Annotated in this window: 12 protein-coding genes; 9 read left to right on the forward strand and 3 right to left on the reverse strand. The window is 67.1% G+C overall.

Annotated features, from left to right (window positions below; translation table 11 throughout):
- Nucleotides 1-11 precede the first annotated feature (11 nt).
- From C666_RS00645 to C666_RS00685, 9 genes are all read left to right on the forward strand, one after another.
- Nucleotides 12-2,633, forward strand: a complete 2,622-nt coding sequence (locus tag C666_RS00645; RefSeq protein ID WP_004332446.1) for a TonB-dependent receptor — start codon at nucleotides 12-14, stop codon at nucleotides 2,631-2,633.
- Nucleotides 2,634-2,698: 65 nt separating this feature from the next.
- Nucleotides 2,699-2,938 carry a hypothetical protein gene (locus C666_RS00650; protein ID WP_004332448.1) on the forward strand — a complete coding sequence of 80 codons (240 nt, stop codon included), beginning with the start codon at nucleotides 2,699-2,701 and terminating at the stop codon, nucleotides 2,936-2,938.
- A gap of 20 nt (nucleotides 2,939-2,958) precedes the next feature.
- Nucleotides 2,959-3,366 carry a DUF423 domain-containing protein gene (locus tag C666_RS00655; protein WP_004332450.1) on the forward strand — a complete coding sequence of 136 codons (408 nt, stop codon included), beginning with the start codon at nucleotides 2,959-2,961 and terminating at the stop codon, nucleotides 3,364-3,366.
- The gene (locus tag C666_RS00660; RefSeq protein ID WP_004332451.1) at nucleotides 3,363-3,749 is read left to right on the forward strand and encodes a YbaN family protein; all 387 of its coding nucleotides are present in this window, start codon (nucleotides 3,363-3,365) and stop codon (nucleotides 3,747-3,749) included. The genes C666_RS00655 and C666_RS00660 overlap by 4 nt, the downstream gene beginning before the upstream one ends.
- Nucleotides 3,746-4,576: a tetratricopeptide repeat protein gene (locus C666_RS19260; protein WP_004332454.1), complete on the forward strand. Its 831-nt coding sequence runs from the start codon at nucleotides 3,746-3,748 to the stop codon at nucleotides 4,574-4,576. The genes C666_RS00660 and C666_RS19260 overlap by 4 nt, the downstream gene beginning before the upstream one ends.
- A complete protein-coding gene (locus C666_RS00670; RefSeq protein WP_350338127.1) occupies nucleotides 4,486-5,040 on the forward strand; it encodes a tetratricopeptide repeat protein in 555 nt (184 codons plus the stop codon). The genes C666_RS19260 and C666_RS00670 overlap by 91 nt, the downstream gene beginning before the upstream one ends.
- Nucleotides 5,041-5,195: 155 nt before the next feature.
- Complete coding sequence (locus C666_RS00675) at nucleotides 5,196-7,265, forward strand: PAS-domain containing protein (protein WP_004332459.1); 2,070 nt, start codon at nucleotides 5,196-5,198, stop codon at nucleotides 7,263-7,265.
- Entirely contained in the window at nucleotides 7,262-7,990 is a 729-nt protein-coding gene (locus tag C666_RS00680) for a response regulator transcription factor (protein ID WP_004332461.1), read from the forward strand. Before C666_RS00675 ends, C666_RS00680 begins: the two co-directional genes overlap by 4 nt.
- Nucleotides 7,991-8,072: 82 nt before the next feature.
- The gene (locus C666_RS00685; protein ID WP_004332463.1) at nucleotides 8,073-8,552 is read left to right on the forward strand and encodes a VOC family protein; all 480 of its coding nucleotides are present in this window, start codon (nucleotides 8,073-8,075) and stop codon (nucleotides 8,550-8,552) included.
- A gap of 97 nt (nucleotides 8,553-8,649) precedes the next feature.
- Here C666_RS00685 and ypfJ read toward each other — a convergent pair whose 3' ends face one another.
- From ypfJ to C666_RS00700, 3 genes are all read right to left on the reverse strand, one after another.
- Nucleotides 8,650-9,513, reverse strand: coding sequence for a KPN_02809 family neutral zinc metallopeptidase (ypfJ, locus tag C666_RS00690; RefSeq protein ID WP_004332465.1), 864 nt, complete (start codon nucleotides 9,511-9,513; stop codon nucleotides 8,650-8,652).
- Between the two features lie 85 nt (nucleotides 9,514-9,598).
- Nucleotides 9,599-11,005 carry a KamA family radical SAM protein gene (locus tag C666_RS00695; RefSeq protein ID WP_004332467.1) on the reverse strand — a complete coding sequence of 469 codons (1,407 nt, stop codon included), beginning with the start codon at nucleotides 11,003-11,005 and terminating at the stop codon, nucleotides 9,599-9,601.
- Between the two features lie 345 nt (nucleotides 11,006-11,350).
- Nucleotides 11,351-13,633 (reverse strand): FepA family TonB-dependent siderophore receptor, encoded by a 2,283-nt coding sequence (locus C666_RS00700; RefSeq protein ID WP_004332470.1) that lies wholly within the window; start codon nucleotides 13,631-13,633, stop codon nucleotides 11,351-11,353.
- Nucleotides 13,634-13,731: the final 98 nt, after the last annotated feature.

Below are 13,731 nucleotides of genomic sequence, written 5' to 3' on the forward strand. Positions count from 1 at the left end.
CAGGAGCACGCATGTCCCACATCCATAACAAGCGCCCTTCCCGCTCGCCCCGCCTGCCGCACGCGCGCCGTGCCCCCAGGCCGCTGGCCGCCGCCCTGTGCAGCGCGCTGCTGCTTCTCGCCGGCGGCACGCTGACCGGGCAGGCCGCCTCGGCCGCCGACGGCGCGCCGCTCCAGGCCCGCCAGTACCGCATTCCGGCTGGCCCGCTGGCGCAGGTGCTCGGCCAGTTCGCCGCCGAAACCGGCATTGCCCTGTCCTTCGACGCCTCCCACCTGCAAGGGATGGCCTCCCCGGGGCTGAGCGGCAGCCATACTCCCGAGGACGGCTTCGCCATCCTGCTGCAAGGCAGTGGCTATACCGCCATCGGCCAGGGCGGCGGAAAGTACATCGTGCAGCGGCTACCCGATGTCCCGCCGGCGACGCTGAGCGCGGTTACCGTGACCGCCCAGCAGGAAAGCGTGTACACCACGCCACGCGCGGTATTCAGCGTCGCCCGCGAAAAACTGGACCGCGTGCCGCAGGCCTCCACTGGCGACATCTTCAAAGGCGTGCCCGGCGTGCTGGCCGGCAACGTCCGCAACGGCGTGAGCATCGAACCGAATATCCGCGGCATGCAGGGCATGGGGCGCGTGAAGGTGCTGGTGGACGGCACCGAGGCCGTGTCCTCCGCCTACAAGGGCTACGGCGGCAACCGCGACCACAGCTTCGTCGATCCCGACTTCCTTGCCGGCTTCGATGTGGAGAAGGGCCCCGTCAACAGCGCCTACGGTGGCGGCGCCATCGGCGGCGCCGTCCGGATGCACACGCTGGCGGCGGACGATCTGATCACCGATCCCGACAAGCAGTGGGCCATCCAGATCAAGGGCATGCACGGCGACAACACCAGCGACGATCTCGAACGCACCCGCTATTGCGCAACATCGTTTGGCGCACGCGGCGAAGCATGCAGCAACGGCACGACCTGGACAGACCCGCGAAATGGCCGGGTTTATGACGATCGGCGCGAACATGGTTCCGGCAGCTACGCGGACAAGAACTACGCCGGCAGCATCATCGGCGCATGGCGTCCGTTCGACAAGCTGGAACTCGTCGCCGGGCTGAGCAAGCGGCTTTCCGGCAATTACGCATCGGGCAAGCGCGGAACCGCCACCTATGTAAGAGCCGGCGCCCCCCAGGAACGCGACATTGCAGCCAAGCAGCCCGGCGAGGAGGTCCTGAGCCATCAGGATACATCCACGTACCTGCTGAAAGGCAAGCTCCACCTACCCGCGGACCAGACCCTGGAAGCAGGCTACAACCACTACCGGAGCACTTTTGGAGAAGTGAGGGATACCGAGTACTGCCTCGTCGTCGGCAACATTGAAGATTGCTTTCCGCCGCCCAGCGAAACCAGTCAGAAGCGCTACAACCTCAGCCACGCCTGGCAGCCGGACAGCCCCTGGTGGGATCTGAGAACCGAGCTCTGGTATGTCGAAACGGAGGAGCTCCGCGGCCCGAACTACCAGGACAACGACGTCGAGACCCTGGGCCTGCGCATGCACAATACCAGTCGGCTCGATCTGCCCTGGTTTCCGCTCAGCCTCAACTACGGCGGTCAGTGGACGCAGGAGAAAACCGCGGTCGCTTCGTCGCGAAGGAATTCCGCCTCAGTCGTGCAGCAAAACGACATCCGCGGGGAGCCGGCAGGCAAGACCACCCAATATGCCTTCTTCGGCAACCTCACCCTGCCGGTCAATGGATGGCTGACGCTCAACGGCGGCGGGCGTTACGATCATTTCAAGATGGCAAGGAGCCGTACCGATGAGCGCCCCGCGGGTTATACCTCCCCCGTCACCGATGACGAAGAAAGCGAAGTCAGCTTCAATTACGGCCTGACCGTAGAACCCATGCAGGGCATGCAGTTCTACGCCCGCTACAGCGAAGGTTGGCGTGCCCCAAGCATGCGCGAAAACCTGTTGAGCAGTGTCGACAATTCGGCCGAAGGACTGGAGCCGGAGCGCTCGAAGAGCATCGATCTGGGCATGAACCTGGCGTTCGCCAATGTACTGCGCGACGGCGACAAACTGGGCGTCAAGCTCGGCTGGTTCGACAGCAAGTACGACAACTACATCTACGGCAACGGCGCCTTCCTGGTCTTCTTCGACAACATCCCCCGGTTCCACGCCCGCGGCGAAGAGCTTTCCCTGAATTACGACGCCGGCTGGATGTTCGCCGAGTACGCGCTGACCCACTACAGCAAGGCCGAGGCCTGCTATCGCATGCTCAACCAGCTTTCCATGCCCATGGAGTGCATCAACGGCGTGGGCAGAAGCGGCCTCGATCCCATGGCGCTGCCGCGGACAAGCCAGTATCTGACCGCCGGCGTCCGTCTGCTCAACAAGTCGCTGGTCGTCGGTGTCAACGTCAACAAGACATCCGATCCGCTGATGGGCACCGACCGGATAAACCGGTACCACTGGCAGGAATACACCATCTACGACCTGTTCGGCAACTACAGGGTCAACAAGTACCTGGACGTCGGTTTAAGCGTGGAAAACCTGCGCGACACCTTCTACGTGGAGGCGGGAACGAACATGATCAATCTGCCGTCCCCCGGCCGTACGGCACGCCTCACGGCCACGTTGAAATTCTGAACCCGGCTTCCGCCAGCCCGTCGCGTCGCGTGGCACGCCGGGCTCTTCTTGCACAGGACCGACCGATGAACACACCCGTCACCGAAATCCCCGAATCCCGCGCCAAACGCTTCAAGGCCCGGACCAAGGAAACCCACGACGTGCTCGACCGGCGCATCATGGGCTTGAACCCCTTCGCCGCCCAGCTCGACGCGGTGCCGCTGGACGCGGCCGGCGAGGCACGGGCCGATGCCGGCGCCGAGGCGGCATTCAGACAAGTTTTCGCCTATGTGGAAGACCCTATGTGGAAGACTTCTGCCCCTTGACCACCTGAAAGGAAGAAACGATGAACAAAGGATGCAACGGCTGGATCACCCTCGCAGGCCTGCTCGGCGCGCTGGGGGTCGGCGTGGCGGCGTGGAGCAGCCACGGCCTGCCGCATTTCCTGCCCGCCGACCAATTGGCGCTCGGCCAGGCACGTGCCCAGGCGGCCAACCTGCACCTGCTGCTGCATACCGTGGCGCTGTTCGGCATCGGGCTGTGGCTGCGCCAGGGGCCGAACCCGTGGGCACACGCGGCGGGGGTCCTGTTCACACTGGGCATCCTCGGCTTTTCCGGGGGCATCTACGTGCTGCGCATCTTTCTCGGCATCCACGAAGGCGCGCTGACCAACGCGGTGCCCGCCGGCGGCTTCTTCCTGATCTTCGGCTGGCTGGCGCTGGCCGTGGGCGGATGGCGGCAGGGCCGCGGATGATCGCCCAGCCCGCGCGCGGACTGAAGCGCTGGCTGCTGCTGGCACTGGCGGTGACGAGCCTCGCCGTGGGCGCGGCGGGCCTGGTGATCCCTGGCCTGCCGACCACCGAGTTCGTGCTGCTGGCGGCCTGGGCGGCGGCGCGCAGTTCGCCGCAGCTGCATGCCTGGATCGCCGGCCACCGGCTGTTCGGGCCGCTGCTGGAACACTGGCAGCGGGGGCGGCTGCCGCGCAAGGCCAAGTGGGCGGCCACCTGTACCATGGGTCTGGCCGCGCTGGCGATGCCGCTCGGGATCTCGCACCGGCCCAGCCTCGCCATCGGCCTCGCCTGCATGGCCGCCGTGCTGCTCTGGCTTTGGCTGCGGCCGGAACCGGAGGAACGATGACGAAAGCCTCCATCCGCATCGCCCTGCTGTGCGCGCTGGCCTGGCTGCACCCGGTGCATGCCGCCAGTTGGGACGAACTGCAGCAGGCCGCGCTGCGCCACTACCAGGCCGGCGAGTACGCACAGGCCGAAACCCAGGCCCGCGCCGCCCTGGCGCTGGCCGAGGCCGGCAACGCCGCGGCGCTGCCGCACCTCGCGAACAGCCTCAACCTGCTGGCCCTCGTCCGCGGCGCGCAAGGCGCCCCGGACGAGGCCCGCCTCTTGCTGGAGCGCGCGCTGGCGGTGAGCGAGCAGGCCCTGGGCGCGCATCCGAACACCGCTTCGCTGGCCCATAACCTGGGCAGCCTGCTCGAAGCCGAGGGAAGGCTGGAGGCGGCGGCCGGGCACTACGCGCGCGGCCTGGCGATTCTGGACGGCCAGCCGGACGCGCAGCGCGACCAGGCCGGACAGACCCGGCTGCTGCAAGCGCTGGAACGGATACATGCCGCGCTCGGCCAGACGGCACAGGCCGAAGCCTACGCCCGCCGGCAAACGTCCGGTGAGGATGGCGAGGCGGGCGGCCCGCTGGCACGCGCACGGGCGCAGACGCAACTGGCGCTGAATCTCCGGGCGCAGGGGCGCCGCGACGAGGCCGCGCGCCTGCTCGAACAGGCGCTGGCATTGCATGAAACACAGGACGCCCCGGCGGAGCTTGCCCAGGCCCTCGCCACCTGGCGGCGCTGTACGGCACGCAGGGCCTGCACGAGCGCGCCCTGCCCCTGCACCGGCGGGCACTGGCGCTCCGCGAGGCGCTGGACCCGCCGGCGCCCGAACTGGCGGTGCACCTGAACGAACTGGCGCTGTGGCACGCGAACCAGGGGGAATTCGACGCGGCAGCGGCGCTGTTCGCGCGCGCACGCGCCCTGCTGGAACGGCAGCACGGCGCGGCCAGCCTGGAAGTGGCGCGGGTACTGCTGAGCCAGGCGGCAGCGAACGAGGCCCAGGCCCGCTACGGCCAGGCCGAAGCCCTGTACGACGGCACGGCCGCAGCGCGGCTGGACGAAGCGCAGGCGCTCAACAACCTGGCCGGGCTGCATTACCGCCGGCGCCGCTTCGCCGAAGCCGAAACCCAGTACCTGCGTGCGCTGGCATTGCATGAGCAGGCACACGGGGCGGACAGCCCCGGCCTGCTGCCGGTACTGGAGAACCTGCTGGCGCTGTACCGCAGCCAGCGGCGGGATGCCGATGCCCGGGCCGTGGCGCGCCGGGCCGAAGCACTGCGCGAGCGCCTGCATGCGGAAAGCGGCGGATAGCCGCCGCCCTTCGTCGCGACACCGCTGGCACGATCCGCTATGCTGCACGCGCGGTTGGTTGACGCTAACGTCAACCCAGGCGGGCGAACGATTCCCGCCCATGTCCGAATGTGCAACCATAGCCAGAGACACGCGACAGAGGAGACCTCCGCCACATGGCGCAGCCCGACGACCTTGTACCCACGCCCGAGCAGCGCCGCCGGCACGACCTGCTGATGGCCGGCTTCGATCTGCTCGACCAGGCAATCGCGGTATTCGACGCCACGCCCAAGCTGGTGACCTGGAACAAGGCCTTGCTCCGGCTGCTCGACTTTCCCGAATCGCTGGTCAAGGTCGGCACGCCGTTCGAGGCTTTCGTGCGCTTCAACGCCGAGCGCGGCGAGTACGGCCCGGGCGACATCGAAAAGCTGGTCGCCGCGCGCATGGCCTCGGCGCGCTCCTTCGAGCCGCATTACGTCGAGCGCGTGCGCCCCAACGGCAAGGTGCTGGCGGTGCGCGGCGTGCCCATTCCCAACCTCGGCTTCGTCTCCCTGTGGACCGACGTCACCGAGCAGCGCCGTGCCGAGGCGCTCGTCCAGGAACAGAACGCGCGCCTCGAAGCCAGGGTGCGCGAACGCACCGCCGAACTGGAACAGGCCAACCGCGAGATCGACCAGATCGCCGGCGCCCTGCGCCTGTCCGAAGGGCGCATGCGGCTGATCCTGGACGCCATTCCGGCGATGATCGCCCATGTCGACGCCGGGCGCCGCTACCGCTTCGCCAACCGCGCCTACGCCGAATGGTTCGGCCTGACGAAGGAGAAGATCGTCGGCCGCTCGATCGAGGACGTCTTCGGCGAGGATACCTACGCCGCCATCGACACCTATCTCTGCGAGGCGGAAACCGGCGAACGCGTGAGCTACGAGTACGCGCGCAGGAATGCCGAGGGCCAGTTGGTCCATGCGCGCAGCGTGGTCGTCCCCGACGTCTCGCTCGAAGGCGGCTTCCGCGGCTATTTCGTGATGTCCATCGACATCACCGAACAGAAGGCCAGCCAGGCCGCGCTGGTGCAGGCGCAGAAGATGGAGGCGGTGGGCCAGCTCACCGGCGGCCTCGCGCACGATTTCAACAACCTGCTCACGATCATCATCGGCAACCTGTCGGCACTGCAGGACAAGCTGGCGGGCGGGGACGGGGCCGAGTACGTCGATCCGTCACTGCAGGCAGCGCGCCGCGGCGCCGAGCTGATCCGGCGCCTGCTCGGCTTTTCGCGCCGCCAGACACTGGAGCCAGCGGCGGTCGAGGTCGGCGGGCTGGTGCGCAACATGACGCAGTTGCTGGTACGCACGCTGGGCGAGACGATCACGGTGCGGCAGCAGTACCCGGATGCGCCGATCCACGCGCTCGCCGACCCCCACCAGCTCGAGAACGCGATCCTCAACCTCGCCATCAATGCACGCGATGCGATGAGCGGCGGCGGTAAGCTCACGATCACCGTCCAGCCGCGCCACATCAGCGGCAGCCTGGCCCGGCTCAGCGAAGTGCCGCCCGGCGACTACGTGCAGATCGACGTCAGCGACACCGGCAAGGGCATCGAGCCCACGGTGCTGGCGCGTGTCTTCGAACCTTTCTTCACGACCAAGCCCTTCGGCGGCGGAAGCGGCCTCGGCCTGTCGATGGTGTATGGCTTCGTGCGCCAGTCGGGGGGCAACATCCGCATCCTCAGCACGCCGGGCAAGGGCACCAACGTCCGCTTCGTGCTGCCCGCGACCCAGCCGTCCGCGCCGGCCCGGGCGCAGGAAAGCGCCGCATCGGTGCCGGCGGCGCGCGGATGCGGCCCGGTGCTGCTGGTGGAGGACGAGCCCGAGGTGCGCAAGGTCATCCGCATGCAGCTCACCACGCTCGGCTACCCAGTGATCGAGGCCGGCGACGGCGTCGAGGCCCTGGCCCTGCTCGAGAACATCGAGAACATCGCGGTGCTGGTCAGCGATACGGTCATGCCGGGCGGCCTGAACGGCCATGAGCTGGCCCGGCGCGCGCGCGCGCTGCGCCCCGCGCTGCCCATCCTGCTGATCACCGGCTACGCCAGCGAACGGCCCGCCGGCGACGATGCCGTGGCCAACATACCCGTGCTGCGCAAGCCTTTCGATCCGCCGGCGCTGGCCACCGCGCTGGCAGGGCTGGCCGCCGGCGCGGATGCAGGCCCCACCCCCACGAACCCGGCAAAGGAGGAAAGCCCGACATGACGACGAGCACACCGGACAACCCCGCGCCGCTGGTCTTCGTCCTGGAGGACGAGCCGGACATCGCCCGCCTGATCTGCGCCAACCTGGCCGAATACGGCTTCCGCTGCGAGCATCTGCGCACCGGCCGCGACCTGCTGGCGCGCGCGCGCGGTCTGTCGCCCGATCTGTGCATCGTCGACCTCGGCCTGCCCGACATGGACGGCATGCAGGTCGTGCGCCAGTTGCAGGACGGCACGCCCTGCGCGGTGCTGATCCTGACCGGCCGCAACGACGTCACCGACCGCGTGCTCGGCCTGGAGCTCGGTGCCGACGACTACATCGTCAAACCCTTCGAGCCGCGCGAACTGGTTGCGCGCGTACGCTCCATCCTGCGCCGCTACCAGCGCTCGGCCGCGCCGGAAACGTCCGGCGAACCGGGCATCGCCAGTTTTTCCGGCTGGGAGTTCGACAGCAACCGCCACACCCTGACCGCTCCCGACGGGCGGGAGATCGGCCTGTCGGCCGCCGAGGCAGGCCTGCTCGCCACCCTGCTCCGCCGCCCGAACAAGATCCTGTCGCGCGAGCAGTTGCTGGGCGAACGCGACGTCGACCCGTTCGACCGCAGCATCGACGTGCGCATCTCGCGCCTGCGGCGCAAGCTCGACGACGACCCGCACAATCCGAAGCTGATCAAGACCGTGTACGGCGCGGGCTATCTGTTCGCCACGCAGGTCGGCTGGCGTTGAAGGATCGCCGCCCGCGGTTTGCAAGCACGGCCTTCACGTTCATAATTATGAGTTATTGATTAACCGTACATTGGAGTCCCGCATGTCGTCCCAACGCCCGTTCAAGATCCTCGGTATCCAGCAGATCGCCATCGGCGGTCCCAGCAAGGAAAAGCTCAAGACCCTGTGGGTCGACATGCTCGGCCTGGAAGTGACCGGCAACTTCGTCTCGGAACGTGAAAACGTCGATGAGGACATCTGCGCAATGGGCAGCGGCCCGTTCAAGGTCGAGGTCGACCTGATGCAGCCGCTCGACCCGGAAAAGAAGCCGGCCGTGCATGCCACGCCGCTGAACCACGTCGGCCTGTGGGTGGATGACCTGCCCAAGGCGGTGGAATGGCTCGCCGCCAACGGCGTGCGCTTCGCCCCCGGCGGCATCCGCCGCGGCGCCGCCGGCTACGACATCACCTTCCTGCACCCCAAGGGCAACGACGAATTCCCGATCGGCGGCGAAGGCGTGCTGGTCGAACTGGTACAGGCGCCCGTGGAAGTGGTGGAGGCGTTCGCGAAGCTGGAAGCTTGAGCGCTCCATGAAATGGCAGGTTTCGCTTCGCCCCTGCCGATAGCACCGCTCCTACGGACAAGCCGGGCGGTGCAGGCGAACCCCATCGCCCCTCCTTCTACAGCGCCGCCGCCGAGAAGGTATCGCATTCACGCAGATCGCCCCGCTCCAGCCCGGTGCGGAACCAGCGCATGCGCTGCGCCGCGCTGCCGTGCGTGAAGCTGTCGGGCACCGCGTAGCCCTGCGCCTGCTTCTGGATGCGGTCGTCGCCGATGGCGCTCGCCGCGCCCAGCGCTTCCTCGATGTCGCCCTGCTCCAGTATCTGCCGCGCACGGTCGGCGTGGTGGGCCCAGACGCCGGCCAGGCAGTCGGCCTGCAGTTCGAGCCGCACCGACAGCTGGTTGGCCTCGCGCTCCGACGCGCGCTGGCGCGCCTGCTGCACCTTGCCTGAAATGCCGAGCAGGTTCTGGACATGATGGCCAACCTCGTGCGCGATCACGTAGGCCTGGGCGAAATCGCCAGGCGCGCCGAAACTCCGGTGCAGATCGTCGAAGAAAGAGAGGTCGAGGTAGACCTTGCCATCCGCCGGGCAATAGAACGGCCCCATCTGCGCCTTTCCGACGCCGCAGGCGCTGCGCGTCGTCCCGGTGTACAGCACGAGGCCCGGCTCCCGGTACTGCTGGCCGGAGGCCCGGAAGATCGGCCCCCAGGTGTCCTCGGTATCGGCCAGCACCATCGACGAAAAACGGGCCAACTCGTTCTCTGCCTCGGACCGGACCGCCGCCGGCTGCGAAGAGCCGGCGGGCGGCTGCGCGACGGAGGCGGTGTCGAGCACGACGCTCGGGTCGATGCCGAAGTACATCGCCACCAGCGCCAGCACGATGGTGCCGATGCCGATCTTGCCGCGCCCGCCCAGGCTGCGCCCACCCTGGCCTCGCCTGTCTTCGACGTTGCGGCTTTCCCTGCCATTGCGAAAATCCATCATCTCCTCCCACCTGTTCCTGACGGGATGCTACTCCGCCGACGGACGATGCGGGAGGGGGCGGACGCCGGACAGCGCCCCTCGCCTAGGCGGCCAAGCCCGCCGCGCTGAGCTTGTCGCAGCGAATCGCCTCGTACTCGTCTTCCCAGAACCACTTTTCCTCGCCGAAGGCGGGCTTCAGGTGGTGCAGCCAGGTGGCTTCTTCGTCGTACTTGGCGAAGAACGGGCGCTGAACCCAATCCGGGTTGCGCCCCTGGATGAAGCGCAGCACGAAGACCTTTTCGCCGGCCACTTCGGCCACGCCCTGAATCTCGACCTTGCCGGGGCTGGCGCTCATGCTGGGGCCGCGCGCGGTACGCGCGAGACCGGACACCTGCTGCATGGCTTCGCGGTAGATTTCCCATGCGCGGGCCAGCGGCACTTCGAAGTAGGCCCGCGCGCCGGTGTCGCGCTCGGCGAACATGTAGTAGGGCACGATGCCGAGCTTGACCTGCAGCTTCCACATCTTCGCCCATACCGCCGGGTCGTCGTTGATGTGCGCGAGCAGCGGCCCCTGGGCGCGGATCACCGCGCCGGTGCTGCGGATGCGCTGGATCGCCGCCTGCGCGGCATCGGTGTCGAGTTCCTTCCAGTGGTTGTAGTGCGCCATCAGCGCGACGTGCTTGCCTGCCTCGACCAGTTGCGTCAGCAGGCAGATGAGGTCGTCGGCGTCCTCGGTTCCCAGGAAGCGGTGCGGCCAGAAAGTCAGGGCCTTGCTGCCGATGCGGATCGTCTGGATGTGGTCGAATTCGGGTTTGAGCAGGGGCTCGAGATAGTCGCGCAGATGGCGCGTCTTCATCACCATCGGATCGCCGCCGGTAAACAGCAGGTCGGTCACCTCGGTGTTGCGGCGCAGATAGTCGTGCAGCGTCTTCGCCTCGGAGGCGGAGATGCGCAGTTCCTTGTCGCCGACGAACTGCGCCCAGCGGAAGCAGAAGGTGCAGTAGCTGTGGCAGGTCTGCCCCTGGCTGGGGAAGAACAGCACGGTCTCGCGGTACTTGTGCTGGATGCCGTCGAGACGTTCGCCGGACTCGTCGCGCGGCATGTTCATCTCCATCTGGTCGGCGGGATGCGGGTTGAGCTCGTGGCGCACCTCGGCGATGGCCTGATCCAGCTCGGCCTTGTCCGCCCCGCTGCGCAGCAGGCTGGCAATACGCTCGAAATGTTCCGGCGCGAGCATGCCGCGTTGCGGAAAGGTGAGCTGGAAGATGGGATCGGCGGGAATGTCGCTCCAGTCGATCAGTTCGTCGATGACATACTGGTTGACGCGGAACGGCAATACCGAGGACACCACCTTCATCTCGAAGCGCTGCTCGGGGGAGAGCCTGCCGAGTTGCACGATGCGGTCGAGGTCGCGCTGGGTGTATACCTTGAACGGCACCGGCTCGAAAGCCGCCTGGGTCGCCTGTTCGATGCTCCAACTGGCCTTGAGGGGCTGGACTTGAGCACTCATCTGTCGTCTCCTTTCGGTCTGGCCTGACGACATGCGGACCACCGCAGATACGGCGCCCACGGCCTTGCGACCGGAGCCGGTCGGCTCGGGTCGTTCAGTCGTCAGGGAGTCGGGAATCGGTCCGGCGGCGCACGAAAGTGGGGGGGCACCAGGGTCCGGACCGGCATGCGCCCGCTTCGCGGGCTCGATGGAAGTGGGCGCATGGTATTTCACAAAGTATATTTGTGTAAATACGAACGTGAGTCGGCCGTTTGGTTCCCCACCCCGGCGCACGAAACGCGACGGACGAAAAAAAACCTCCTGGGACGGGCCCAGGAGGTTTTGTTGCCGGCCGTTCGTCCGCGCTCAGAACGATGCGGTCAGGCTGGCGAAGAAAGCACGGCCATGTTCGTTATAGGTGCGCGCGCCCGCGCCGCGCACCAGAACGTTGCTGGTGCCGCTGTTGAGGCCGCTGCGGTGGATCTTCTTGTCGAACAGATTGCTGACGCCGACACGCAGCGAGAAGGTCTTGTCGAACTTGTAGCCGGCGTTGAGGCCCACCAGCGAGTAGGCGCCGAGCTTGCCGCCGGAGTCGCTGATCTCTTCGCCGCGGCGGATGTCGAAGGTGGCCGGCTCCTGCTTGCCGTACCAGGTCACCTGCGCCGACACCGACAGCTTGTCGGTGGCCTGCCAGTCCAGCGTGGTGTTGACGGTGTACTTGGGGATCACGCTCAAGGGCTGGCCATAGGTCTTGTCCTCGGACTCGATCATGTAGGTCAGGTTGGTGTTCCAATCCAGCGCGTCGCTCAGCGCGATGAGCAGGTTGCCTTCCACGCCGGACACCACCGCCTCGGGGGTGTTCTCCCATTGCAGGACGTAGGGGTTGCGCGGGCCGGAGGCGACCTGCCCGATCGGGGTCACGCCGGCGACGATCTTGTCCTTGTAGTCGTTGTGGAAGTAGGTGGCGCTGGCGCTGAGCCTGCCGCCAGCGTCGTAGGCGATGCCGATTTCCTTGTTCACGCTGGTTTCGCTGTCGAGGTCCTCGTTGCCCTGCAGGAAGCAAGGCGCCGCATCCGTACGGCAGCCGATGCCCTGGCTGTAGAGCAGGTAGTTGGGGTTGGCCTGGTAGAGGTTGGGAGTCTTGTAGGCACGCGCCACGCCGCCCTTGATCGTCCACGCCGGATTCAGCGCATACGAGGCGGAGATGCCCGGGCTGGCATTGAAGCCGAACTTTTCGTGCTCGTTCAGGCGCAGCGAGGGCGTGAGGATCAGGTCGTCGCTGACGGCGATGTTGCTTTCCACGAACACCGCGTAGCTGGTGTACGACATGTCGTTGCGCCCGGTGCGGCCCGCCAGGCTGTCCGGGTCGAGGCTGGCGCCGGTGCTGGGATGGATGAGGACGCGGGTGCTGCCCGGATCGTCGAGGGATTCATGGGCGATCTCGCCGCCCACGGTCAGCAACTGGCTGACGCCGAACCATTTCAGCGGCAGGTTGACCTCGCCGTCCAGCCGGGCTTCCTTGAGATCGGCGCGGTAGCGGCCGGGCTGACCCTGGGCGCCCGATTCGGAGAGGAAAGCGCCTTCCGGGCCGCCGAACAGCCCTTCCGTGCCCCGCGAATTGCGGGTTTCCGCATACGACAGGCCCACGCGCGAGCTGCCCCAGTCCCAGTTGCCGCGGTGCGTCAGGCCGGCGCTGCTGCGGTACACCACCGTGGTTTCCTTGCCGTGCAGGTCGGCCACGGAATCGAAGATCGCCGAGCCGCCGGTCTCGTAGCCGTTCATGTTCTGCGTGTCGCCGGAGTACAGGTCGCTCTTGCGGCTGTAGCCCAGGTCCATTTCGAGCTTCTGGCTGCTGTCGATGTCCAGCGTCAGCAGGCCGTTGATGTACTGGTTGCGGTTGCCGGTCTTGCCGGCAGCGGCGGGGATGCCGTTCTGCACATGCGAATATCCGGCATTGATGCCCAGCGCGTCGGGCTCGGTCTTGGCATAGCCGCCGTACAGGCGGAAGCCCAGGCGCTCGCCGAGCGGGCCGGCGAGGTTGAAGGTGGTACGGTAGGTGTCGCCTTCGTCGCCATCCTGCTGGAAGTTGCCGTACAGCGTGACCGAGCCGGCGAGCTTGTCGGTGGGGCGCTTGGTGATGATGTTGACCACGCCGCCCATCGCGCCGGAACCATAGCGGGCCGCCGACGGGCCACGCAGGATCTCGACCTTCTCGATGGCCTCGGGCGGGACCCAGCCGGTGTCGCCGTCGGTGTCGCGCTCGCCGGTCCAGCCCTGGCGCGAGGCGTTGCGCGAGCGCGCCGGACGGCCATCGATGAGAACCAGGGTGTTGTCCGGCCCCATGCCGCGCAGGTCGATCTGGCGACGGTTGCCGCGCATGCCGGAGGACGCGCTGCCGGTGAGATTGACGCCGGGTTCGCGGCGCAGCACTTCGGAAAGATCGGCCGCCGGCGGCTGCTTTTCGATATCTTCGGCGGTGAGGATGGAGACCCCCAGGGAGCGTTTGGCCTCTTCTTCTGCGGAGGCCGTCACCACGACTTCCTCGAGTTGCTTGGCATTGTCCTGCGCATGGGCAAGCTGCGCGGACAAGGCGCAGACAGCCAAAGCGATACGGCTCAGGCGCGGCAGACGAATGATGCGGTGCGTCATGAAAATCCCCTTCCAATGGTTCTGCGAGAAACCGAAAACTATAATGATACTGATACGGATTCTCATTTACATAACTAATCCCTCCCGTTGTTGCCAGT

The sequence above is a fragment of the Thauera linaloolentis 47Lol = DSM 12138 genome (genome assembly GCF_000310205.1).
Taxonomy (GTDB): domain Bacteria; phylum Pseudomonadota; class Gammaproteobacteria; order Burkholderiales; family Rhodocyclaceae; genus Thauera; species Thauera linaloolentis.